Raw genomic sequence first — 22,724 nt, 5'->3', positions numbered from 1 at the left:
CTTGCTATAGGCCGACGACTCCAATAAATCATACTTATTGATCGAGTCAGGAGGGAGAGAACCATGGGATTCACGCCGCACGGCAAGCATCTGGTCGCTGGCGAATGGGTTGATGGGGCAGGGACCTTCGCGTCCGATCCCGCGACCGGCCCCAGCCACCAATTCGCCGTGGCCACGCCCGAACTCGTGGACCGCGCGGCGAAAGCCGCCGAGGATGCGTTCTGGTCCTATGGCTATTCCCCGCGCGAAACCCGCGCCCAATTCCTCGATCTGATCGCCGACGAAATCGAAGCGCGGGCCGCTGAAATCACCGAAATCGGCACCCAGGAAACGGGCCTGCCATCGGCCCGCCTGGAAGGCGAGCGTGGCCGCACCACCGGCCAGCTCCGCCTCTTTGCCGCCCACATCCGCAAGGGCGACTATCTCGACCGCCGCCACGATGAAGCGCTTCCCGATCGCAAGCCGCTCCCACGCCCCGATATTCGCCTCATCGAGCGCCCCATCGGCCCGGTCGCGGTGTTCGGCGCCTCCAACTTCCCGCTGGCTTTCTCGACAGCAGGCGGCGACACGGCGGCCGCCCTTGCCGCCGGTTGCCCCGTCGTAGTCAGGGGCCACGCCGCCCATCCGGGCACGGGGGAAATCGTCGCCGAAGCCATCAACGCCGCCCGCGAAAAGCTCGACCTGCACCCCGGCGTCTTCTCTCTCGTTCAGGGCGGTGGCAACGATGTCGGTGCTGCCCTCGTCCAGCACCCGTTGATCAAGGCCGTCGGCTTCACCGGCTCGCTGCGCGGGGGCAGGGCGCTGTTCGACCTCTGCGCCGCCCGCCCGGAGCCCATCCCGTTCTTCGGCGAGTTGGGCTCGGTCAACCCCATGTTCATCTTGCCCGAAGCCGCCGGCAGCCGTGGCGAGGCCATCGCCAAAGGCTGGGCCGGCTCTCTCACCTCCAGCGCCGGCCAGATGTGCACCAATCCGGGCGTCGCCGTGGTGATCGAAGGCCCCGAGGCCGACACCCTTATCGAGACCGCAAAATCCGCGCTGTCCGAAGTCGGCCCCCAGACCATGCTCACCGACGGCATCGCCGGCGCCTACCGCTCGGGCCGAGACCGCATCGCCGGCTCGTCGGGCGTCCGTGAAGTCCTCACCTCCACCTGCGACTTGCGCAACGCCACGCCCTACCTCTTCGAGACGACCGGCGAAAACTGGCTCTCCAACCATGAACTCGGCGAAGAAGTCTTCGGCCCTCTCGGTATCGTCGTCCGCGCCAAAAACACCGATGAAATGCTCGCCATCGCCAGAAACCTCGACGGCCAGTTGACCTGTACCCTGCATATGGAGCCCGGCGACACCGATCTCGCCCGCCGCCTCATGCCGGTCCTCGAACGCAAGGCGGGCCGCGTCCTCGCCAATGGTTTCCCCACCGGTGTCGAGGTCGTCGATTCCATGGTGCATGGCGGCCCATACCCCGCCTCGACCAATTTCGGCGCCACCTCGGTCGGGACCCTCGCCATCCGCCGCTTCCTGCGGCCGGTCAGCTACCAGAATATCCCCCAGGGCCTGCTGCCCCAAGACCTTCAGGGATAAGTGTACCCGATAACCCGGAGCCTCATTTGCTCTGGGTTCACCGCTCCCGAAAAGCCCAGGCCGACCTTGGTGCTGCTTTCGGCGGGGAGATAATCGAGCGTCACCGTGCTCGTTTCGCTCTCCCCGCCTTCGGGCTGGGCTATGCCCTCGATCTGCACGTCCGAGACGGTGACGTGCCCATCATTGTGGATTTCGATTTCCACGGCATAGCCATCGGCCATCGCCACGCCCTTTTCGATGGTAAAGCGGAAATCGGGCTCCCGTCCGGTCCTGGTAATGGCCTCGTAGAGGATGAACCCTACCAGCGCGAGCACGATCACCGAACTGATCGTGGCCACCACCCATTCCAGCCGCTCTCCCTGCGCATTGTGTTTCCGCGACTGCTCTGTCTTGCCTGCCATCGTTCACACCCTACAGAATGAGCCGCGCCGCCGCCGCCCCGATGGCGGCGGGAAATCCGAGCACCACGGTTACTCGCAGCGCCCGCTCGAAATTCATGCCGTCGAACTGGCCCAGGATGAACAGCACGACGATGCTGATCGCCAGCGCCACCACATAGCCCGAGACCGTAAACCGCAGGAATGCGCTCCACCACGGGGTTTGCGGCGAAATCTCGCTGCCGCCGGCGAACGAAGCGGCAAAGACGAAAGCATGCATGATCGCCAGCGACAGCGGGATCAGCGCCAGTGCGTGCCAGGCATTCATGCGGAAGGAAATGAGCTGCATTTCCTCGGTCGGCGCCACGTTGAACGACAGGAACAGCGCCCCCGCCGCCATGATGATCACCTCGCCCCCGAAGGTCTCTTCCTTCCGGCCGGGGTCGCCGTCCTCGTCCATGAACTGCGCCCGTCCCAGCATCGCGCCCAATGCGGCCGGTACCGTCTGGATGGCAATCTTTCCGGCGATCTGGCTCGGCGACCAGGGATCGCCCAGAAGGGCGAGCACGGCCAGAATCCCGGCGCTGGTCACGATCCCGATGCCATAGGCGATGAGGACATCGCGGACATCCTCGAACCACCCGCCCGTGGTTTCGAACCCGATCTCGCGCGAGAGCAGCAGGAACAGCGGAAAACTCACGGCCAGCAGCGCCAGCATGCGCCAGCGGTCGAGCGTAACGCCGAGCTCCCACATCTCCATAGTCATGAGCATGGGGAGCGAAAAAATCAGCGCCGCGCCCATTCCGCGCAGCAGGCCCGTGGGCAACATGGTCGTCTCCGGAAGGGTCTCCGGATAACGGCGATGCGGCGCGCCGGTTCCCGTTAGCCGGGCAGGGGAACGAGGGGACTGCCGAGATAGGCGACGATGAGTTTCGTCAGCTCTTCCAGCGACTTGATGTGGGTTCTTTCCCAACCGTGCGAAGAGTAGAGCGAAAAGCAGACCAGCCCCACACGCAAATCCCAGCCCGCGTCGATGGCCGCCGCGCTGTCGGAGCGGTAGGAGCGGAAGGTGTCGCGCTCATGGGCGATGCCGTTCTCCTCGGCGAGCTTTAGAAGATGCCGCGTTATGGGCAAGTCGAACGGCCCGGTTCGGTCGCGGAAGGCGATGGTCGCGGCGTCGTCGCGGGTCGCCTGTCCGGGGCCGGTGACGCCGTTGTCCACGGCCACAAGCTCTTGAACTTGCTGGCCAAATCCGTGCGTCCCGCCGATCCCGACTTCCTCGGAAATCGTGAACATCACCTGCGCCGGCACTGCCGGTTTGCTGCCGCTGTCGGCGATGGATTTCAGCGCCGCGAGCAGGCATGCAACCCCCGCCTTGTCGTCAAGATGGCGCGAAACGATGAAGCCATTGTCCAGAAATTCGGGCTGCGCATCGATGGCAACAACGTCCCCGATGTTGATGGTGTTGAATGGCCGTGTTGGCGGTGTTGAAGCCTCTGTTGACCATGCATCCACACGCACCTCCAGATTATCCCAATCGGACGGTTGCGTATCGACCTCGGTATTGAACAGATGCCCCGAAGCTTTCAGCGGCAAAATGGTCCCGCGCACCTCCCCGGCGTCGGTAAAGATCGTGCACCGCGCGCCTTCGGCAAAGCGCGCCGCCCAGGTGCCCGTGTTGCGGACCTTGGGCCGACCATTATCGTGGAAGCCCACCACCATCGCCCCGAGGGTATCGATATGGGCGGCCAGAGCCCGGCGCGGTTCGCCGTCGCCTACCGTAACGCTGAGGACACCGCGCCGTGTGTAGCTCACCGGATAGCCCAGCGTTTCGAGCCATGCGGCGACCTTGACCGTGGCTCGCTCGGTCATCCCGACCGGGGAGGGGGTGTTGACCAGATCCTCCAGGCAACGCTTCAAATATCCGGTGTCGATCATCGTGCCGCCTTTCGCCGCTTGTCCGCACTGCCCCGCGCGACGGGATCGTGGAGGAAATCTCCCGCCAGCTCCGCCTGCAGGTCCAGCATTGAACGTTCGGCATAGGCCATATGATCCGCCATGATCGCATGCACCGCTTCGGCATCGCCCGCCTGCATGGCGGCGATCATCCGGCGCTGATAGCCGATCCCCTCGGCGCGCTGCACCGGCTTGGGCTGGACATAGATGTCCCGCGCCACCGTCAGATCCTTGAGCAGCCGCTGGAGAAACCGGCAGGTGAAGGCGAGCAGCGCATTGTCGGAATATTCGGCGACGACGCCGTGGAAATCGAGTTCCGCCATGCGCTGGTCCCAGCGCTCCTGAGGGTCGGCGGGTTCGTGATCGTATATCGCGATGATATCGCTCAACCGTTTGTAGCCGCGCGCGTCCATGTTCCCCATCGCGCTCACCGCCACCAGCGGCTCGACCACTTTGCGCAGCGCATAGATGTCAGCGATGGTCACCGTCTTGGCGAAGAGATAGTTCGAAAGCAGGCTCATCGCCCGGTTTTCCGACATGGTGTCGATAAACGCCCCGCCGCCAGGCCCCGTGCGGGTGCGGATCAATCCCTGCACCTCCAGCGATTTCAGCGCCTCGCGGATGGTGCCCTTGGAGGCGGCGTATTGCTCCATCAGCTCCTTTTCCTGCGGCAGCCGATCGCCGGGCTGGAGGCCGTGCTCGATTATGGTCCTCTTGATCGCATCGACGATTTCGTCGGTGCGTTTGCGGCGGGGCGGGGTGGGCGGTGTGAGGTCGGTCATCGGTTCATTTCAAGCTATGGCGTTTGTGGCGGGCGCCGCGCACCCCTCATCCGACCGCTTCGCGGCCACCTTCTCCCTCAAGGGGAGAAGGGTAGCACTTGGCAGCGTTCGGATTCCTTCTCCGAGCTTGCCCAATCAACCCAGCTACCCATTTCCCACCGCATCCAATTTCGGCGCGCTGGCGATCAGCTCGCGCGTATAGTCATGCGTCGGCGCAGCGAACAGCCGCTCGGCGGTGTCCAGCTCCACCATCTCGCCCAGATACATCACGCCAACCCGGTCCGAAACCGATTCTACCACGGCCAGATCGTGGCTGATGAACAGATAGGACAGCCCCAGCTCGCGCTTCAGATCGTCGAGGAGCAGCAGCACCTGCGCTTGCACCGAAACGTCCAGCGCCGAGACCGGCTCGTCGAGCACCATGATCCGAGCCTCCGCCGCCAGCGCCCGGGCGATGGCGATGCGCTGGGCCTGGCCGCCGGAAAATTCGTGCGGATAGCGCTCCAGCGTATCGGCGGGCATCTGCACGGCGTCGAGCAGTTCGCGCTTGCGCGCCCGGCGCCGGTCGGCATCGTAGCCGCGCAGCAGCCGAAGCGGAGTGTCCAATATCCGGTCTATCGTCTTGCGCGGGTTGAGCGAGGCCACAGGGTCCTGGAACACATATTGGATCATCCGCCCGAAGGCTTGGGAGCCTTCCGCAGCAAGCGCCGCATAATCCTTGCCGCCAATCTCGATGGAACCCGAACTGGGCGTCTCCAGCCCCACGAGCATGCGGGCGATGGTCGATTTGCCCGACCCGCTCTCCCCGACGATGGCGAGCGTTTCGCCCTGCCGCACCTCGAACGAGAGCCCCTTGACCGCGTGTACGGCATGACTGCGTCCGCCGAACAGTGTCCGCTTGCCGCCAAACGTCTTGGTGAGGTCCCGAACCACGATCGCATTGCTCATGGTTGGCCTCCTGAGAACAGCGGCCGCACGCCGGCGAGGAAGCTCTTGCCCTTGCCCAGCTCGGGCACGCAGGCGATCAGCTTTTTTGTGTAGTCATGGTGCGGATTGCGCAGCACTTCGGTCGTCGTGCCAGCTTCGACGATTTCGCCATCCTTCATCACCGCTACCCGGTCGCACACCTGGGCCACCACGCCGAAATCATGGGTGATGAGCAGCAACGCCAGCCCGCGCTCGCGCCGCAGCTTTTGCAGCAAGTCGAGGATTTTAGCCTGCACGGTGACGTCGAGCGCCGTGGTCGGCTCGTCGGCGATGATGATGTCGGGATCGTTGGCCAGCGCCATGGCGATGCCGATGCGCTGGCGCTGCCCGCCGCTCATCTCGTGCGGATAGGCATCGACCCGTTCCACCGCATCGCGGATGCCCACCTGTTCCATGAGCTCGATGGCCTGCCGCCGCGCCTCGCCACGGCCCACCGGCTGGTGCGCGGTGATCGCCTCGGCGATCTGGTCGCCCACCTTGTAGAGCGGATGGAGCGTGGTCAGCGGGTCCTGGAATACATAGGCGACCTTGGAGCCGCGCAGCGCCCTGATGCCGGTTTCGGGCAGCGAGAACACATCCTGCCGCTCGATCTCCACGGTCCCGCCGGTGATGATTCCCGGCGGCGAGGCGACAAGCCCGAGCAACGAAAGCGCGGTCACCGACTTGCCCGAGCCCGATTCCCCGATCACCCCCATGCACTCGCCCTTGCGCAGCGAGAACGACAAATCGCGCACGGCGGGGACCGCCGATCTGCCGCGCTGGAAACTGGTTTCGAGGCCGCGCACATCGAGAATGGCATCGGAAGGCGCGCCCTTGGCCGGGGCGCGGTCCTTGCGGCGCTCGACCCGCGTCACGGCGCGCGGCCGCGTCAGGTCGCCGGCCCGCAGCCGGGGGTCCAGCACGTCGCGCACCCCGTCGCCGAGCAGATTGATGCTCATCACCAGCGCGAAGATCATCAGGCCGGGAATGATCGACACATGCGGCGCGTTGAACAGCAGCCGCCGGCCTTCGCCCAGCATGGACCCGAGATCTGATTGCGGCGGCTGCGCCCCCAGCCCGAGAAAGGAGAGGCCCGCCGTTTCGAGGATCATCCAGCCCACTGTGGTCGACATGGTGATGACGATCACCGGCAGCACGTTGGGCAGCACTTCGGTGAACAGGATCGAAGCGTGCGATTTGCCCGACAGCCGCGCCGCGTCCACGAATTCGCGGCTGGCCAGCCCCACGGTGATGCCGCGTACGTTGCGCGCGAAGAACGGGATATTGACCACGGCGATGGCATAAAGCGCGTTGAGCAGCCCCGGCCCGAGCACCGCGACGATGGCCAGCGCCAGAAGGATGTAGGGAAAGGCCATCACCATATCGATGCCGCGCATCAGGACGTTATCGGTGGTGCCCCGCGCGTAGCCTGCCACCAGCCCGATCACCGAGCCGACCAGCGCTGCGATGGCCGTTGCCGAAAGTCCCACGGCAATGGAAACCTGCGTGCCCCAGATCAGCCGCGAGAGGATATCGCGGCCCAGATGGTCGGTGCCCAGCAGATGTCCCTCGCTAAGGATCGGCTGCAAGCGATTGGGGGGATTCGTGATATCGGGGTTGGGGATCGGCAGCAGCGGCGCCAGCAGCGCCGTGAGGCAGATGATCGCCAGGATCACCAGTCCGCCCGCCGCCAGCCGGTTGTTGAACAGCAGCCGCCAGCTCGAAGGCCGGGCCGAGGCGATGGGCGTATCGGTTGTCGCGAGCGCCTGGGTCATGTCTTGAGCCTCGGGTCGAGTATGGCCTGCGCCACGTCGGCGACGAGGTTGATCAGCACATAGGTGACGGCCACCAGCAGCACGCCGCCCTGAACCAGCAGCAGGTCGCGCGTGGAAATGGCGTTGACCAGCATCTGCCCGATGCCGGGCCATTGGAACACGGTTTCGATATAGACGGCGCCGCCCATCACGAACCCGGCCTGGATGCCGATCACCGGAATGATCGACACAAGCGCCGCCTTGAACGCGTGGCGATAGATCACCGCCCTCTCATTGAGCCCCTTGGCCCGCGCCGTGCGCACAAAATCCTGCCGCAGCACTTCGAGCATCGCCGCCCGCGTCAGGCGGGCGATGACGCCCGTGGCGACGATGGCCAGCGTGGTGGCGGGGAGGATCAGGTGCAGCAGCAGATCGGGCAGGTCGCCCCCGCCATAAACTGCATACATGCCCGAGGCCGGCAGCAGCCGCCATTGCACGGCAAACAACAGGATGAAGATCAGCCCCAGCCAGAAGGCGGGCGTGGAAATGCCGATCAGGACGAAAAGGGTGATGATGCGGTCGGCCCAGCCGAACTGGCGCACCGCCGAGACGACGCCGGCCAGGATGCCCAAGATCGAACACAGCACCAGCGCGGCACCGGCCAGGATCAGCGTCGCGCCGAACCGTTCGAGGATTTCATCGAGCACCGGGCGGTTGAGGATGTAGGAGCGCCCGAAATCGCCCTGCAGCAGATTGCCGACCCAGACGAAATACTGCTCCCATACGGGCCGATCCAGCCCAAGATCGCGATTGATCCGCGCAACGTTCTCGGGCGTCGCATAGGAGCCCAGAAGCGCCGTGGCAGTATCGCCGGGGATCAGCGCCATGATGCCGAACACGATGACGCTGAGCCCGACGATGACAGGCACGGCATAGGCCAGCCGCTTGAGTATGTATCCGGACATTGAATTCTCCCAGCAGGCTACTGAGCGTATGGCCACTGGATTCCGGGAATAAATCCCGGAATGACAGCGGGTTTGTCTGGGTGCGACCTTGCCTCACCCCGAGCTTGTCATTGGGGGGCTCGTCCCCGGAATCCAGCAGCGGGTCGCCTCAAACGCGAAGTTCTCGGCTCCGCGATCACTCAATCGCTACTGCTTGGTCACGCTCGCCAGCTCCAGATTGAAGTCCGGCTGCAGCTCGAACCCCTGCACATTGGCGGTCGACACCGCGTTCTGCTTCCAGTTGGCGACGAAAATCCAGGGCGCCTCGTCGTGAACCACCTGCTGGATATCGCGATAGAGCGCCGCGCGCTCCTCGATATCGGTCGACATGCGGGCCTGATCGAGCATTTCGTCCACATCGATGTTGGAATAATAGCTCGAATTGAACCCGCCTTCGTCCGGCCATGCGGCGGTACGCAGGGTGAGGAAGGGCAGGGTGTCGGGGTCGGTGGTCATCCACGCCATTTCGGCCATGTCGGCCTTGCCCTCGAGGCCGGGGTTCACATTGGCCAGGAACGTGTTCCACTCATAGGTCTCGATGGTGACGTCGAACCCCACGGCCTCCAGATCGGCCTGGATCGCGGTGCCCATCGGCACCGGATCGAGCATGCCCGAACCGCCTTCGGTGACGTAGAAGGTCACCGCAAGATCCTCGACGCCGGATTCTTCGAGAAGCTGCCGCGCCATGTCCGGATCGTAGGGGTAAGGCTCGACGGCTTCGTTATACGCCCAGTTGAACGCCGGCGGGATCGGGCCGGCCGAAACGTCGGCGGTGCCCTGAAGGACGTCGTTGACCAGCGTTTCCTTGTTGACCGCGTAATTGGCGGCCTGGCGCACCAGCGGATCGGCGAACGGGCCTTCCTTGGCGTTGAGCATCACATACCAGACGTGTGGGCCCACCGCGTCATAGACGGTGAACGTGGGGTCGTCGGCAAACATCGCCACGTTGTCGGGCGGCACTTCGACCATGATGTCGAGCCCGCCCGACAGCATTTCGGCGACGCGGGTGTTGGCGTCGGTCACCGGGCGGAACACCACGGCCTCGACGCCCGCCGGCTCGCCCCAATAGTCGGGGTTGCGCTCGACTACCACGCGGGTGTTGGACTGCCATTCGGCGAACCGGAACGGCCCCGTGCCCACCGGATTGCGCCCGAAATCGTCGCCATATTCGGCGACGGCGGTCGGCGAAACGATGCCGCCGGTGTTGGTCGCAAGGTTGGTGAGGAACGGCGCGAAGGGTTGCCCGAGGGTGAATTCGACAGTGTATTCATCCACCACCCGCGTCTCGGTCACGTCGGCGAAATTGAACGACAGCGGGAAGGGACCGGTCTCGTAATAGGGGTGCTCTTCGTCCAGCATGCGGTCGAAGGTGAATTTTACCGCTTCGGCGTTGAACGGGGTGCCATCGTGGAACGTGACGCCCTCGCGCAGGGTGAAGGTATAGACCAGCCCGTCATCGGAAATCGTCCATTCGGTGGCCAGCGCCGGCTCGATTTCCAGCGTACCCGAGGCGAACCTCACCAGCCCCTCATAGACGTTGGTCGCGATGCGGAAATCGTTGGCGGCGGTGGACACCTGCGGGTCGAGCGACTGCGGCTCGGCGATCTGGCCGACCACCAGCACGTTGGGCGGGGTCTGGGCAACGACGGGGGAGGCGGCCAGCAACACGGCGGCGGCAACCCCGGCGAGCAGTTTCTTCATGATAACCTCTCCTTTGATCTTGGCCCGTTCCATCACGGGCTCCTCTTCCGCAAATTAATTTATCAGCATAAATGGACATGGCAATCGATTTATCCGTATAAATTGTGGAAGGCGCGCTGCGGCACGCCCCGGAGAATCGGCGTATTCAAGCGTCGAGGAGAACACTGCTCATGACCTTTTCGATTATCGCCCGCGACCCCGCCACCGGGGCTTTCGGCGTCGCCACGGCGACGGGCGGCCCGGCGGTGGGCTCGCTCGTGCCCCACGCATGGGCCGGCATCGGGGCGTTGGCGACGCAGGGCTATACCAACCCGCTCTACGCCCATGATGGCATGGCCGCGCTCGAAGCCGGGCAGGGGGCCGATGCGGTGGTTTATGCCCTCACCACCGCCGACCCCGACAAGGATAAGCGCCAGCTTATAGTGCTCGACCGCACCGGGCACGCGGCCGGGTGGAGCGGTCCCCGCCTCACTGACGCGGTCGCCATGCATCTGGAAACCGGCCTCGCCATCGCAGGTAATCTGCTCGCGGGTGCGGACGTGATCCCCGCCATGGCAGAGGCGTTTCTGCGTACGTCGGGGGCGCTTGAGTTGAAGCTTCTCGCGGCACTCACCGCCGGGGATATCGCGGGGGGCGATGCGCGTGGCATCCAGTCGGCGGCGATCAAGGTGGTGAGTGATCAGCCTTATCCGTTGGTCGATGCGCGGGTGGATTTTTCGCTTGCTCCTTTGGATGATCTTTCCACCGTGCTCGCCAAAGTGCGGACGGGGGAATACGCTGATTTCGTCGCGCAATTGCCGCGGTGGTGAGGCGGCTAAAGCTCAAAACCTGGCGCTCGCGGCAGCTCGGCGCACCCCTCATCCGACCGCTTCGCGGCCACCTTCTCACTCAAGGGAAGAAGGGGTGTTGGGGGTGTGGGAGCTTTGGTGCCAGACAAAAGAGCCCCCTTACCCCTGGTGGGAGAGGGCAGAGGCATCCCGCTTGCACTCCCCTCCCACCTGTGCTCTGCATCGGACAAAGCCACCCAGAGGCCACCGATGTCCGAATTTCTCGCCATCTCCCCCGAGGTCAAATACGCGCTGGCCGATCGCAAGCCGGTTGTTGCCCTCGAATCTACCATCATCACCCACGGCATGCCCTATCCGCAGAACCTCGAAACCGCCCTTGCGGTGGAACAGGTGGTCCGCGACAACGGCGCGCTGCCCGCGACCATCGCGGTGATGGACGGCAAATGCCATGTTGGCGTGGCCGGCGATACGCTCGAGCAATTGGCCCGCACCGGCCTCGATGCCGCCAAGGCCTCGCGCCGCGATCTGGCGGCCATCCTCGTCAAGGGGCTGACGGCGGGCACCACGGTGGCCACCACAATGCAGATCGCCCATATGGCGGGGATCAAGATCTTTGCCACCGGCGGCATCGGCGGCGTGCATCGCGGGGCCGAAACCACCTTCGATATTTCCGCCGACCTGACCGAGCTGTCACAGACCCCGGTGGCCGTGGTCTGCGCGGGCGCGAAGTCGATTCTCGACATTCCCAAAACCCTCGAAGTGCTTGAAACCAATGGCGTTCCGGTGGTCGGCTACGGCACCGACGCCTTCCCGGCCTTCTTCGCCCGCGAAAGCGGATATGGCGTCGATTACCGCCTCGACACCCCAGAGGAAGTCGCCGCCCTCATCGATACCCAGGCCGAACTGGGCATGAAGGGCGGCGTGCTCATCGCCAACCCGATCCCCGAGGCCGATGCGCTCGATGCGAACGAGATCGATGGCCGCATCGCCGCCGCCATTGCCGATGCCGAGGCGCAGGGGGTGACCCGCAAGGATCTGACGCCCTATCTGCTCAACCGCATTTTCGAGTTGACCGGCGGCAGATCGCTCACGGCCAACATCGCGCTGGTCAAGAACAACGCCGCCGTGGCCGCGAAAATCGCCGCCGCTTTGGCCGCGCTCGGCTGATCGGATGACGGCCCGCGTGCTCGTCATCGGTGACGTCATCACCGATATCCTCGTGCGCCCCGAAGGGGCCATCGCCCGTGGCACCGATACAGCCGCCACCATCCGGCAGATGCCCGGCGGCTCGGGCGCCAATCAGGCCGTTTGGCTGGCCGCCATGGGAGTGGACGCCCATTTCGCCGCCCGCGTCGGCGCGACCGACGCCGTCCGGCTCACCGGCTATTTCGAAGGGCAGGGCGTGGCGGCCCATCTCGCCGCCGATGATACCCACCCCACCGGCACGCTGGTCTGCATCGTGGACCCCGACGGCGAACGCAGCTTCCTGACCGACCGGGGCGCCAACGCCCATCTCGCCGAAGACGATTTGCCCGCCCGCCTGCTCGACGGCGCCGAACGGCTGCACGTTTCGGGCTACGCGCTGTTCGAACCCGCCCCGCGCGCGGCGGTCATGGGCCTGATGGCGGCTGCCGGCGCGCGGGGCATCCCCGTCAGCGTCGATCCGGCCTCCACGGGTTTTCTCACTGCCGTAGGGCCGGGGGTGTTCCTCGACTGGATCGCGGGCGCGCAAACCCTCTTCCCCAACGCCGACGAGGCCGCGCTTCTGACCGGCGCATCCGACCCTGCGGACCAGATCGCCGCGCTCCTCGTCCGCTTCCCCCGCGTCGTCCTCAAGCGCGGCCGAGACGGCGCGATCCTCGCCCGCCGCAATTCCGAGCCCATCGCGCTCCCCGCCGAAGCCTCCGAAACCATCGACAGCACCGGCGCCGGCGACGCCTTCCTCGCAGGCTTCCTCGCCGCCGAACTGAGCGGAAAAGCGCCTGCCGAGTGCCTCGGTTCGGCAATTGCCGCCGGGGCACGGGCGGTGACGAGGCTTGGAGCGCAGCCCGGATAGGGCATCTTCCTCATTGTGGCCCTATCGATTGTGCCAAAACAACACCATGGAGGGCTCCATGCCGGCGAATCGATTCACTGAACTGTTTCCCATCCCCTACGCCTATTGGTATGCGGCGTGCCTGTTTATCGAAACGGGCCACCCGGCGCCTCAGGTACTGGAGCGGCTGGGAATAAGGCCCGAAGATTGGGGTGTGCTCGACAACCGCTACGGCAATCTCCATTTCGCCAATATGGGCTGGGTAGCCTCGGCCTACGCCCGCGAAGGCCTGCCGCCACCGGCTAGTGACGAAGCGCTCTATGCCCATCTGCTGGCGGGTGGGGACATCGTGCCCGAACGCGTCGAGCCGCTGAGCGTCCGCGACCAGTTGCGCGCCCTGCGCCATGCCGTCGAGGCCGCTCCCCGGATCGGACCCTTTGCCGATACCAGCTGGACCGCCGTCTATATCTGCGAGCGCGGTTTCCCCACCATCCGCTACCTCCATGACGGCGAGCGCGTGATGGTCGACGGCGCGCCGCTCGCCGACCGCAACGGCAAGCCCATCGACGGCATCGATCCGCAAAGTTTCCGTCAACTGGGCGATCGCTGGTTTCGCGACGACAAACGCGTCTATGGCCAGGCTGAAACCCCCACGAAAATCTTCTGGTTCGTCGCGCGCGGCGCCGATCCCGAGACCTTTACCGTTCTCAACGAACGCTACGCCGCCGACAAGGCGGCAGGCTATTACATCACCAATCGCCGCCTGCCAACGGCCGAACCGGGCAGCTTCGAAATCGTGGGCTATTACTACGGACGCGGCCAGAAGCCTGGGTTCCACATCCATGAAAGCCACTACGCCAGGGACAGCGAGAAGGTCTATGCCTATGGCAGTCCCATCGAAGGCGCACACGCGCCCAGCTTTGCGGCCATCGGCGACGAGGGGCGTTACTTCGCTGACAGGGACCGCATCTATTGGGAGAAATTCCCGATCCCCGACGCGAATCGGAAAACCTTTGTCTGCGCTTCGGAGGCCGGCCAATATCACGCCTTCGACAAGGACCGCCCCTATCTGCGCGGCAAGCCGCAATCGGTCTCGGCCGAGTTCGAGCGCTGGCGCGAATTCTTCGAAAACCATCCTGAGCTGAGCGGCACCTGGTGGCACCGCGAAAAGGCGCGCCGGGCGCAACAGGCGGAAAACCCCTCCGAACTGAAACCGCTTGGCGGCCCCTATTTCAGCGATGGCGCCCGCGTGCTCGTCGTCCCGCGCAACAGGCGCCGCGGGGATACGGTCTCGCTCGATCATTTCGACCATGACAGCTTCCGCCACATCGTCGATGTCTTCGGCGTCGACAAAAACGGCCTGCGTTATGTCGAGCCGGGATTGGAAGCCTATGGCCGTGAACCGGTCAAGGGAGCCGATCCTGAAACGTTCACCGCCCTGGGCGAAGGGTGGTATCGCGACAAAAGTCAGGTCTATTATCTTGGCCCCGACGACCCCATGCCGACGCTGATCGTGGTCAAGGCCGATCCAGACAGTTTCGAGACGCTGGGCGGTGTTTACGCGCGCGACGCCAAGGGACTGATCGCCGAAGGGGTCCGCAAGCGCGACATCGCCGATCCGGGCGCCGTCGTCTCCCTGGGCAAGACCTTCGCCCGCATGGGCGATGCACTTTTGTATCGCGGCAGGGTGGTCAAAAATCCGGGCAAACTCGATCCCGACACCGCGCGCGGCCTGCATCCCCTGCTGCTGATCGACGCCGGCGGGCACATGCTGGTGATGGGCCGCTACCGCAAGCCCATCGCCGGCCTCGACCCGCAAAGCCTCGAAATCCTCAACGCCAGTTTCGCGGCGGACAAGAGCGGCGTCTATGCTATCTCCCCAGACGGCCTGGTCCCCGGCGAAGCCATCGACAGGGCCACCGTCCGCGCCGATGGCGACTACGCCGTCATCGACAAGGCCGGCCGCCATCATCTCTCCGGCAGTTTCATTCACTCCGAGCCGCGCGACTAAAGCGTCTTCGCCTACCCCTCAGTTTGTCGTCTTCGGGCTCGATCCGGAGACCCGCAAGATTTCCCCGCAGTTCAGCAGAAGTGGGTTCCCTAACCCCTCCTGCACTGTCGGCAGCGTTGCGGATTGTCGGGTCACGCCCGACAATGACGAGCGGAGAGGTTGGAGCGGGATTCCGGTTCAAACCGACAGTCAGCATTCTGGGCTAGCGCCGCACTGGATTCCGGGAATAAATCCCGGAATGACAAGCTGAGTTGGGGCACGCCGATCGTGTATCGATTACCTACAGCGCCTTCGTCAACTCCGGCACCAGTTCGAACAAATCCCCCACCAGCCCGTAATCGGCGACCCCGAAAATCGGTGCTTCGGGGTCCTTGTCGATGGCGACGATGACCTTGGAGTTCTTCATTCCCGCCAGATGCTGGATGGCGCCGGAAATCCCGACGGCGATGTAGAGGTCCGGTGCCACGACCTTGCCGGTCTGGCCCACCTGCCAATCATTGGGCGCATAGCCCGCATCGACCGCCGCGCGGCTGGCGCCGATGGCCGCGCCGAGTTTTTCGGCAAGCGGCTTGATCACTTCGTTGAACTTTTCTTCCGAACCCAGCGCCCGGCCGCCAGAAACCACGATTCGGGCATTGGCCAGCTCCGGCCCCTCGCTGGCCGCGGCTTCGCGCGAGACGAATTTGACCTTGGGCGCGCCGGCGACGAAATCCACGGCCTCGACACCCGCCGAGCCGGTTTCGCCAACCGCGTCGAACGCCGAGGCGCGTACAGTGAGCACGACCTTGTCAGCCGTCGCCTCGACGGTCTGGATCGCCGCGCCGGCGTAAACCGGTCGCTCGAAGGTCTTTTCGCCCAGAACCGCCGTGATATCGGATACCTGCATCACATCGAGCAGCGCCGCGACGCGGGGCAGGGTGTTCTTGCCCGAGGTCGTCGCCGCCGCCACGATATGGCTGTAAGTCCCCGCGAGGTGGACGATCAACTCGGACACCGGCTCGGCCAGCTGATGCTCGTAAACACCATTGTCCGCCACCAGCACCTTGGCAACGCCATCGAGCCTGCCCGCCGCCTCGGCCACCGCAGCGCAGCCAGTGCCGGCCACCAGCACGTGGATATCGCCGCCGATTTGCCGCGCCGCCGTCACGGCCTTGGCCGTCGCCATGGCGAGGTTGGAATTGTCGTGTTCGGCCAGAACCAGCGTCGTCATATCACCCGCGCCTCATCCTTGAGTTTCGCCACGAGTTCGGCCACCGAACCCACTTTCGACCCCGGCTTGCGATCCGCCGGCCGCGCCGTCGAAACGACCTTCAGCGTTGGCGCGAGGCTGACACCGAGGCTCGCTGCATCCACTTCCTCGAGCGGCTTTTTCTTGGCCTTCATCACATTGGGCAGGGAGGCGTAGCGCGGCGTATTCAATCGCAGATCGGTGGAGATCACCGCCGGCAGCGCCATCTCCAGCGTTTCGAGCCCGCCATCGACCTCGCGGGTGACCGTCGCCTTGCCGTCCGCGATCACCACGTTCGAGGCAAACGTCGCCTGCGGCCAGCCGAGCAGGGCGGCGAGCATCTGCGCGCTCTGGTTGGCATCGTCATCGATAGCCTGCTTGCCCATGATCACCAGATCGGGGCTTTGCTGCGCGACGATGGCCTTAAGGATTTTCGCCACAGCCAGCGGCTCCACCGTCTCGTCGGTCTTGACCAATACGGCGCTGTCGGCGCCCATCGCCAGCGCGGTGCGCAGCGTATCCTGCGCCTGGGCCGGCCCGATGGACACCGCGACGATCTCGTCGGCCACGCCCGCTTCCTTGAGCTTGACGGCCTCTTCGACGGCGATCTCGTCGAACGGGTTCATGCTCATTTTCAGGTTGGCGAGTTCGACCCCCGTGCCGTCGGCCTTTACCCGCACGGCGACATTGGCGTCGAGCACCCGCTTGACCGGTACAAGTATTTTCAAAACCGTCTCCTGCCTAGATAGGGAGCTTCGTCGTGAGCTTGATGCATTTGAGCGCGAAATGAGAGTTGATGGCCACAACGCCGGGCAAATGCAACAGCCTGCGCTTCAAAAGCCGCTCATATTCCTCGATCGAGGCGACCAGCGCACGCACCACATAGTCGGTCTCCCCACTCATGGAATAACATTCCATCACCTCGGGAAACGCCGCCACCTCGCGCTCGAATGCCTCCAGCGTTTCCTCGTCGTGCTGGCGCAATTTGACGTTGGCGAAGACCGTGATGTCGAGCCCGAGCTTTTTGGGATCGAGAATGGAAACCCGCCCCTGGATCACCCCATCCTTCTCCAGCCGCTTCAACCGCCGCCAGAAGGGTGTGTGCGACAGCCCGACTTTTTCCGCCATCTCCGCAACCGACTGGCTCGAATCCGATTGTAGAACCGAGAGGATTTTCCGGTCCATGTCGTCCATGCGATTGTCTCCTCAAAGCGCGCGGGAAATGAGGATAATATAACTACCGATCAGGGAAAAGGGCGAAAACGAAGGCGGAATATTCCCCTCGATTGGAAGTAGTATTCGGATTGTTGAAATGTTGCAATCGGGGAGGATAGCAACATGGACGACCATGCATCCACTGCCAAATCCAATCGGCCGGCGCTTTCGCTGCATGTGCCCGAGCCGCCGGCTCGTCCCGGCGAGGCTAACGATTTTTCCGCGCTCGTCATTCCGGAAGCCGGCGAAACCCGTCGCCCCGACGTGTGGGACGCCGAGCCCACCATGCGCGATCTGCCCTATAAGCTGATCCGCGTCCTCGATGAAAAGGGCAGGGCGGTGGGTTCCTGGGACCCGCGTCTGGACCCCGAAACCCTGCGCGCCGGGCTGCGGGCCATGCTCAAGACGCGGCTGTTCGATGAGCGCATGTTCCGCGCGCACCGGCAGGGCAAGACCAGTTTCTACATGAAATCGCTGGGCGAAGAGGCGATCGGGGCGGCGCAATCGATGGTGATGGGCGCCGAGGACATGTGCTTTCCTACCTATCGTATGCTCGCCTGGCTGATGGCCCGCGATTATCCGCTCATCGACCTGTGCAACCAGATCTTCTCCAACGAGGGCGACCCCTTGCGCGGCCGCCAGCTCCCCATCCTCTATTCGGCGCGCGACTACGGCTTCTATTCCCTCTCGGGCAATGTCGGCTCGCGCTACGGACACGCAGTGGGCTGGGCCATGGCCTCGGCCTATAAGGGCGACGACAGGATCGCCATCGGCCATGTGGGCGAGGGCACCACCGCCGAGGGCGATTTCCACGAGGCGCTGACCTTCGCGGCAATTTATAAGGCGCCGGTTATATTATGCGTCACCAATAATCAGTGGGCCATCTCGTCTTTTTCCGGCATCGCCGGGGCCGAACTGACCACCTTCGCCGCCCGCGCCATCGCCTATGGCCTGCCGGGATTGCGGGTCGACGGCAATGATTTCCTCGCCGTCACCGCCGCCACCGAATGGGCCGCCGACCGCGCCCGCGCCAATCTCGGCGCGACGCTGATCGAGCTCTATACCTATCGAGTGGCGGGGCACTCCACCTCCGACGACCCCACGCGCTATCGCCCCGAGGACGAGGCGGGCAATTGGCCGCTGGGCGACCCTATCGAACGGCTCAAGGCGCACCTCATCGCCATGGGCGAGTGGTCGGATGAACGGCACGAGGCGCTTGCCGCCGAACTGACCGCCGACATCAAATCGGCGGCGAAACAGGCCGAAGCCGTGGGAACGCTGGGCCAATCCAAGCCCAACCCTCGCGAAATGTTCGAGGACGTCTTCGCCGAACCGGACTGGCGGATTGTCGAGCAGCGGCGGGAGGCGGGGGTATGAGGGTGACTTCGTTGAATCGAACACGCCACCGCGCGCGGCGCTCGTTGAAGCGCTGCTGCTGGATTCCGGGAACAAGTCCCGGAATGACAATGGAGAGTAAGGCGGAGATTTCGGTTCGATCTCCAGCGCTGCTCCAACCCTGCGGTGTCACTCGGGGATTTATTCCCGGGGGCCGGCATGCCTCTCCCCACGCACAGCGCCCGGAGCCTCGCCCATGCCCCGCATGAACATGATCCAGGCGCTCAACTCCGCCCTCGACGTCAAGCTCGCCACAGATCCCGACACCCTGATCTTCGGCGAGGACGTGGGCTATTTCGGCGGCGTCTTTCGCGTAACCGAAGGGTTGCAGCAGAAACACGGGCTAACCCGCTGTTTCGATTCTCCCATTTCCGAGGGCGGCATTGTCGCTACCGCCATCGGCATGGCCGCCTACGGGTTGCGCCCCGTCATCGAAATCCAGTTCGCCGATTACATCCTCCCCGCCTACGATCAGCTCGTCTCGGAAGCCGCGCGGCTGCGCTATCGCTCGAACGGCGAGTTCTGGTGCCCCATCACCGTGCGCTCGCCCTATGGCGGCGGTATCTTCGGCGGCCAGACCCATTCGCAGAGCCCCGAGGCGATCTTCGCCCATGTCACGGGGCTGAAAACCGTCATCCCATCGAACCCCTACGATGCCAAGGGCCTGCTGCTCGCGGCGATCGAGGAGGACGATCCGGTGATCTTCCTCGAACCCAAGCGCCTCTATAACGGCCCCTTCGACGGGCACCACGACAAGCCGCTTACCACCTGGGCAGAGCACCCCTCGGGCGAAGTGCCCGCCGGCCACTACACGGTGCCGCTGGGCACAGCGGCGACCCTCCGCGAGGGCAGGGAGGCGACCGTCCTTGCCTATGGCACCATGGTCCATGTCTGCGCCACCGCCATCGCCGAATCCGGCGTCGATGCCGAACTGATCGATCTGCGCTCCATCGTCCCGCTCGATATCGAAACCATCACCGCCTCGGTCAGAAAGACCGGCCGCTGCGTCATCGTCCACGAAGCCTCGCGCTTTTCCGGGTTCGGCGCCGAGCTCTCCGCCCTGATCCAGGAGCGGTGCTTTTATCACCTGCGCGCGCCCATCACCCGCGTCGCCGGCTGGGACACGCCATACCCCCACGCCTTCGAATGGGACTATTTCCCCGGCCCGGCCCGCGTTTCCAAAGCCCTCAAGCAGTGCGTGGAGGCGGTGGCATGAAAACCTACCACTTCCGCCTCCCCGACATCGGCGAGGGCGTCGCCGAGGCCGAAATCACCGCCTGGTATGTGAAAGTCGGCGATACGGTCGAGGAAGATCAGACCCTCGTCGACGTGATGACCGACAAGGCCACCATCGACATGACCTCGCCCGTGGCGGGCACGGTGCTGAAGCTGCACGGGGCGGAGGGGGACAAGGCGCCGGTGGGTTCGGTGCTGGTGGAACTGGAGATTGAGGGGGAGGGGGCCACAGAGGCAGACAAGTCCTCTACGCCCGAGCTTGCCGCGGGCACCGAGTCCGTTGCTTCCGCTGCACTGGATGCCGGGAATAAATCCCGGAATGACAATGGTGAGAGTGAGGACACCGCATCCATCCTCGCCGCCCCGGCCACCCGCCGCCGCGCCGAGGATCTTTCCATCGACCTCGCCGCCGTCACCGGCACCGGCCCCGAGGGTCGCATCACAGATGCCGATCTCGATGCTTTCCTCAAATCCCGCGCCCCCGAGCCCGCCGCCCGCGAGCGCCATGGCGTCCATGAGGTCAAAATCATCGGCCTGCGCCGCAAGATCGCCGAGCGCATGGAGCTTTCCGCCCGCACCATTCCGCATTTCTCCTATGTGGAAGATTGCGACATGACCGCTCTGGAAGGGCTGCGCCGCGAAATCAACGCTTCGCGCCAGGGCGCCCAGCCCAAGCTGACGCTGCTGCCCTTCTTCATGCGCGCGCTGGCGCAACTGCTCCCCGAATTTCCCCACATCAACGCCCATTTCGATTCCGACGCCGGTGTGCTCCGCCAGTTCGACCCCATCCACATCGGTATCGCCACCCAGACGGCGGATGGGCTGATGGTCCCCGTCGTCCGACATGTGGAAGCCCTCGACATCTGGGATTGCGCCCGCGAAATGAGCCGCGTCACCAACGCTGCTCGCGAGGGCCGGGCGGCGCGGGAGGAGCTTTCCGGTTCGACCATCACGCTCACCAGCCTTGGCGCGCTGGGTGGGGTAGCGGCCACGCCGATCATCAACCATCCCGAGGTGGCAATCATCGGCCCCAACAAACTGATGGGCCGGCCGGTCGTCGTGGGCAACCAGATGACGGTGAGGACGATGATGAACCTATCCTCGAGCTTCGACCATCGGATCGTGGATGGCTACGAGGCGGCGAAATTCATCCAGCGGTTGAAGCGGCTGTTGGAGAATCCGGCGCTGATTTTTATCGGGAAGAGGAGCTGGGGATGATTGTAACGCCAGTGTTTGCCGCCACCTCAGCGCACCCCTCATCCCCGACCCTTCTTCGGCTCCAATCGTGCCACCGGCACGATTGGTGGCTGCGCCATCGCCTCGAAGTCCCTCAAGGGGAGAAGGGGGCTCGCTTGGCAGCGCTGATGTTTCCCCCAAACTCCGCCAGGGGCTACCCTTCTCCCCTTGAGGGAGAAGGTGGGCTTTCGCGAAGCGAAAGGTCGGATGAGGGGTGCGCAGCATTTCCATTCGAACCGCGTTTTGCAGCCAGAAATACCAATTTTCGCGGAGGCCCTCTGAGATGACCCATTTCGACTTCTCCCTCGGCGAGATGGCCGACACTATTCGCGACACCACTCACCGGTTCGCCACCGACCGCATTGCGCCGCGCGCCGCCGAGATCGACGAGACCAATGCTTTTCCCATCGACCTCTGGCCGGAGATGGGCGAACTCGGCCTTCACGGCATCACCGTCGAGGAAGAATTCGGCGGCCTCGGCCTCGGTTATCTCGAACATTGCGTCGCGATGGAGGAAATCTCCCGCGCCTCGGCCTCGGTGGGCCTTTCTTATGGCGCGCATTCCAACCTTGCCATCAACCAGATCCGCCGCTGGGCCAGCGGGGAACAGAAACGCAGATACCTCCCCAAACTCATCTCCGGCGAGCATATCGGCGCGCTCGCCATGTCCGAAGCCGGCGCGGGTTCCGATGTCGTCTCCATGACCCTGCGCGCCGAGAAAAACGGCGACCGCTACGTCCTCAACGGCACCAAGTTCTGGATCACCAACGCCCCCAAGGCCGATGTGCTGGTGGTGTACGCCAAGACCGATCCGGCTGCCGGCCCCAAGGGCATTACCGCCTTCATCATCGAAAAGGGCATGGACGGCTTTTCCGTTTCGCCCAAACTCGACAAGATGGGCATGCGCGGTTCGGACACCGCCGAACTCGTCTTCACCGATTGCCAGGTGCCGGCCGAAAACGTCATGGGCGGCGAAGGGCAGGGGGGGAAAATCCTCATGTCCGGGCTCGACTACGAACGCGTCGTCCTCGCCGCCGGGCCGCTGGGCATCATGCAGGCGTGCCTCGATACGGTCCTGCCCTATGTTCGCGACCGGAAACAGTTCGGCGCCCCGGTGGGCAGCTTCCAGCTCATGCAGGCCAAGATCGCCGACATGTATGTCGCCCTGAACTCTGCGCGAGCTTACGTCTATGCTGTCGCAAAGGCGTGCGATGCCGGAAAAACCACTCGGTTCGATGCTGCGGGTGCGATTTTGTTGGCCTCGGAGAATGCGGTGAGGGTGTCGCTCGAAGCCGTGCAGGCGCTGGGTGGGGCTGGGTACACCAGGGAATGGCCGGTGGAACGGTTCGTGCGGGATGCCAAGCTCTATGACATCGGGGCGGGGACCAATGAGATCAGGCGGTTTTTGATCGGGCGGGAGGTGATTGGGGTATGAGTGTCGCCGAGCCCGTTTGCAGTC

Annotated in this window: 20 protein-coding genes; 9 read left to right on the top strand and 11 right to left on the bottom strand. The window is 64.4% G+C overall.

The features are described from left to right. Nucleotides 1-63 precede the first annotated feature (63 nt). Complete coding sequence (locus V4T21_RS07390) at nucleotides 64-1,581, top strand: aldehyde dehydrogenase (NADP(+)) (RefSeq protein WP_332714966.1); 1,518 nt, start codon at nucleotides 64-66, stop codon at nucleotides 1,579-1,581. On the opposite strand, the gene V4T21_RS07385 is transcribed toward V4T21_RS07390, so the two are convergent. From V4T21_RS07385 to V4T21_RS07350, 8 genes are all read right to left on the bottom strand, one after another. Beyond that, on the bottom strand, nucleotides 1,572-1,982 hold the full coding sequence (locus V4T21_RS07385; RefSeq protein WP_332714964.1) for a hypothetical protein: 411 nt from the start codon (nucleotides 1,980-1,982) through the stop codon (nucleotides 1,572-1,574). The two genes, V4T21_RS07390 and V4T21_RS07385, sit on opposite strands and share 10 nt — an antisense overlap. Before the next feature lie 10 nt (nucleotides 1,983-1,992). Beyond that, complete coding sequence (locus V4T21_RS07380) at nucleotides 1,993-2,787, bottom strand: TIGR02587 family membrane protein (RefSeq protein ID WP_332714962.1); 795 nt, start codon at nucleotides 2,785-2,787, stop codon at nucleotides 1,993-1,995. Nucleotides 2,788-2,840: 53 nt separating this feature from the next. Beyond that, complete coding sequence (locus V4T21_RS07375) at nucleotides 2,841-3,896, bottom strand: osmoprotectant NAGGN system M42 family peptidase (RefSeq protein WP_332714960.1); 1,056 nt, start codon at nucleotides 3,894-3,896, stop codon at nucleotides 2,841-2,843. Then, nucleotides 3,893-4,696 (bottom strand): FadR/GntR family transcriptional regulator, encoded by an 804-nt coding sequence (locus V4T21_RS07370; protein ID WP_332714958.1) that lies wholly within the window; start codon nucleotides 4,694-4,696, stop codon nucleotides 3,893-3,895. Before V4T21_RS07370 ends, V4T21_RS07375 begins: the two co-directional genes overlap by 4 nt. Nucleotides 4,697-4,840: 144 nt before the next feature. Beyond that, on the bottom strand, nucleotides 4,841-5,644 hold the full coding sequence (locus tag V4T21_RS07365) for an ATP-binding cassette domain-containing protein (RefSeq protein ID WP_332714956.1): 804 nt from the start codon (nucleotides 5,642-5,644) through the stop codon (nucleotides 4,841-4,843). Further along, nucleotides 5,641-7,437 carry a dipeptide/oligopeptide/nickel ABC transporter permease/ATP-binding protein gene (locus V4T21_RS07360; RefSeq protein WP_332714954.1) on the bottom strand — a complete coding sequence of 599 codons (1,797 nt, stop codon included), beginning with the start codon at nucleotides 7,435-7,437 and terminating at the stop codon, nucleotides 5,641-5,643. The genes V4T21_RS07365 and V4T21_RS07360 overlap by 4 nt, the downstream gene beginning before the upstream one ends. Then, nucleotides 7,434-8,381: an ABC transporter permease gene (locus V4T21_RS07355; RefSeq protein ID WP_332714952.1), complete on the bottom strand. Its 948-nt coding sequence runs from the start codon at nucleotides 8,379-8,381 to the stop codon at nucleotides 7,434-7,436. The genes V4T21_RS07360 and V4T21_RS07355 overlap by 4 nt, the downstream gene beginning before the upstream one ends. A gap of 186 nt (nucleotides 8,382-8,567) precedes the next feature. Beyond that, nucleotides 8,568-10,121, bottom strand: coding sequence for an ABC transporter substrate-binding protein (locus tag V4T21_RS07350; protein WP_332714950.1), 1,554 nt, complete (start codon nucleotides 10,119-10,121; stop codon nucleotides 8,568-8,570). A gap of 170 nt (nucleotides 10,122-10,291) precedes the next feature. Between V4T21_RS07350 and V4T21_RS07345 the strand changes: the two genes are divergently transcribed. The 4 genes from V4T21_RS07345 (at nucleotide 10,292) to V4T21_RS07330 (ending at nucleotide 14,955) form a co-directional block, all read left to right on the top strand. Next, the gene (locus V4T21_RS07345; RefSeq protein ID WP_332714948.1) at nucleotides 10,292-10,930 is read left to right on the top strand and encodes a DUF1028 domain-containing protein; all 639 of its coding nucleotides are present in this window, start codon (nucleotides 10,292-10,294) and stop codon (nucleotides 10,928-10,930) included. A 228-nt stretch (nucleotides 10,931-11,158) separates the two neighbouring features. Next, nucleotides 11,159-12,076: a pseudouridine-5'-phosphate glycosidase gene (locus V4T21_RS07340; RefSeq protein WP_332714946.1), complete on the top strand. Its 918-nt coding sequence runs from the start codon at nucleotides 11,159-11,161 to the stop codon at nucleotides 12,074-12,076. A gap of 4 nt (nucleotides 12,077-12,080) precedes the next feature. Next, a complete protein-coding gene (locus tag V4T21_RS07335) occupies nucleotides 12,081-12,965 on the top strand; it encodes a carbohydrate kinase family protein (RefSeq protein WP_332714944.1) in 885 nt (294 codons plus the stop codon). A gap of 58 nt (nucleotides 12,966-13,023) precedes the next feature. Then, nucleotides 13,024-14,955: a DKNYY domain-containing protein gene (locus V4T21_RS07330; RefSeq protein ID WP_332714942.1), complete on the top strand. Its 1,932-nt coding sequence runs from the start codon at nucleotides 13,024-13,026 to the stop codon at nucleotides 14,953-14,955. 280 nt (nucleotides 14,956-15,235) lie between these two features. On the opposite strand, the gene V4T21_RS07325 is transcribed toward V4T21_RS07330, so the two are convergent. The 3 genes from V4T21_RS07325 to V4T21_RS07315 are packed head-to-tail and all read right to left on the bottom strand — an operon-like array spanning nucleotide 15,236 to nucleotide 17,377. Further along, nucleotides 15,236-16,165 carry an electron transfer flavoprotein subunit alpha/FixB family protein gene (locus V4T21_RS07325; RefSeq protein ID WP_332714940.1) on the bottom strand — a complete coding sequence of 310 codons (930 nt, stop codon included), beginning with the start codon at nucleotides 16,163-16,165 and terminating at the stop codon, nucleotides 15,236-15,238. Then, nucleotides 16,162-16,911 (bottom strand): electron transfer flavoprotein subunit beta/FixA family protein, encoded by a 750-nt coding sequence (locus V4T21_RS07320; RefSeq protein ID WP_332714938.1) that lies wholly within the window; start codon nucleotides 16,909-16,911, stop codon nucleotides 16,162-16,164. Before V4T21_RS07320 ends, V4T21_RS07325 begins: the two co-directional genes overlap by 4 nt. 13 nt (nucleotides 16,912-16,924) lie before the next feature. Next, nucleotides 16,925-17,377, bottom strand: a complete 453-nt coding sequence (locus tag V4T21_RS07315) for an Lrp/AsnC family transcriptional regulator (RefSeq protein WP_332714936.1) — start codon at nucleotides 17,375-17,377, stop codon at nucleotides 16,925-16,927. A 144-nt stretch (nucleotides 17,378-17,521) separates the two neighbouring features. Here V4T21_RS07315 and V4T21_RS07310 point away from each other — a divergent pair, with 144 nt between their 5' ends. From V4T21_RS07310 to V4T21_RS07295, 4 genes are all read left to right on the top strand, one after another. After that, a complete protein-coding gene (locus V4T21_RS07310) occupies nucleotides 17,522-18,775 on the top strand; it encodes a thiamine pyrophosphate-dependent enzyme (protein ID WP_332714934.1) in 1,254 nt (417 codons plus the stop codon). 214 nt (nucleotides 18,776-18,989) lie between these two features. Then, nucleotides 18,990-20,009 (top strand): alpha-ketoacid dehydrogenase subunit beta, encoded by a 1,020-nt coding sequence (locus V4T21_RS07305; protein ID WP_332714932.1) that lies wholly within the window; start codon nucleotides 18,990-18,992, stop codon nucleotides 20,007-20,009. Further along, nucleotides 20,006-21,247, top strand: coding sequence for a dihydrolipoamide acetyltransferase family protein (locus V4T21_RS07300; protein WP_332714930.1), 1,242 nt, complete (start codon nucleotides 20,006-20,008; stop codon nucleotides 21,245-21,247). The genes V4T21_RS07305 and V4T21_RS07300 overlap by 4 nt, the downstream gene beginning before the upstream one ends. Before the next feature lie 301 nt (nucleotides 21,248-21,548). Beyond that, entirely contained in the window at nucleotides 21,549-22,700 is a 1,152-nt protein-coding gene (locus V4T21_RS07295) for an isovaleryl-CoA dehydrogenase (RefSeq protein ID WP_332714928.1), read from the top strand. The last annotated feature ends 24 nt before the right edge of the window (nucleotides 22,701-22,724 follow it).

The organism is Pelagibacterium mangrovi (genome assembly GCF_036662815.1).
In the GTDB taxonomy this organism is placed as follows: Bacteria; Pseudomonadota; Alphaproteobacteria; order Rhizobiales; family Devosiaceae; genus Pelagibacterium; species Pelagibacterium mangrovi.
The sequence above is the reverse complement of the archived record's forward strand: the minus strand, read 5'-3'. Positions and strand labels throughout refer to the sequence as shown.

Coding starts and splice junctions, on each gene's coding strand:
- V4T21_RS07390 (WP_332714966.1), top strand. CDS start 64: ATGGGATTCACGCCGCACGGCAAGCATCTGGTCGCTGGCGAATGGGTT.
- V4T21_RS07385 (WP_332714964.1), bottom strand. CDS start 1,982: ATGGCAGGCAAGACAGAGCAGTCGCGGAAACACAATGCGCAGGGAGAG.
- V4T21_RS07380 (WP_332714962.1), bottom strand. CDS start 2,787: ATGTTGCCCACGGGCCTGCTGCGCGGAATGGGCGCGGCGCTGATTTTT.
- V4T21_RS07375 (WP_332714960.1), bottom strand. CDS start 3,896: ATGATCGACACCGGATATTTGAAGCGTTGCCTGGAGGATCTGGTCAAC.
- V4T21_RS07370 (WP_332714958.1), bottom strand. CDS start 4,696: ATGACCGACCTCACACCGCCCACCCCGCCCCGCCGCAAACGCACCGAC.
- V4T21_RS07365 (WP_332714956.1), bottom strand. CDS start 5,644: ATGAGCAATGCGATCGTGGTTCGGGACCTCACCAAGACGTTTGGCGGC.
- V4T21_RS07360 (WP_332714954.1), bottom strand. CDS start 7,437: ATGACCCAGGCGCTCGCGACAACCGATACGCCCATCGCCTCGGCCCGG.
- V4T21_RS07355 (WP_332714952.1), bottom strand. CDS start 8,381: ATGTCCGGATACATACTCAAGCGGCTGGCCTATGCCGTGCCTGTCATC.
- V4T21_RS07350 (WP_332714950.1), bottom strand. CDS start 10,121: ATGAAGAAACTGCTCGCCGGGGTTGCCGCCGCCGTGTTGCTGGCCGCC.
- V4T21_RS07345 (WP_332714948.1), top strand. CDS start 10,292: ATGACCTTTTCGATTATCGCCCGCGACCCCGCCACCGGGGCTTTCGGC.
- V4T21_RS07340 (WP_332714946.1), top strand. CDS start 11,159: ATGTCCGAATTTCTCGCCATCTCCCCCGAGGTCAAATACGCGCTGGCC.
- V4T21_RS07335 (WP_332714944.1), top strand. CDS start 12,081: ATGACGGCCCGCGTGCTCGTCATCGGTGACGTCATCACCGATATCCTC.
- V4T21_RS07330 (WP_332714942.1), top strand. CDS start 13,024: ATGCCGGCGAATCGATTCACTGAACTGTTTCCCATCCCCTACGCCTAT.
- V4T21_RS07325 (WP_332714940.1), bottom strand. CDS start 16,165: ATGACGACGCTGGTTCTGGCCGAACACGACAATTCCAACCTCGCCATG.
- V4T21_RS07315 (WP_332714936.1), bottom strand. CDS start 17,377: ATGGACGACATGGACCGGAAAATCCTCTCGGTTCTACAATCGGATTCG.
- V4T21_RS07310 (WP_332714934.1), top strand. CDS start 17,522: ATGGACGACCATGCATCCACTGCCAAATCCAATCGGCCGGCGCTTTCG.
- V4T21_RS07305 (WP_332714932.1), top strand. CDS start 18,990: ATGCCCCGCATGAACATGATCCAGGCGCTCAACTCCGCCCTCGACGTC.
- V4T21_RS07300 (WP_332714930.1), top strand. CDS start 20,006: ATGAAAACCTACCACTTCCGCCTCCCCGACATCGGCGAGGGCGTCGCC.
- V4T21_RS07295 (WP_332714928.1), top strand. CDS start 21,549: ATGACCCATTTCGACTTCTCCCTCGGCGAGATGGCCGACACTATTCGC.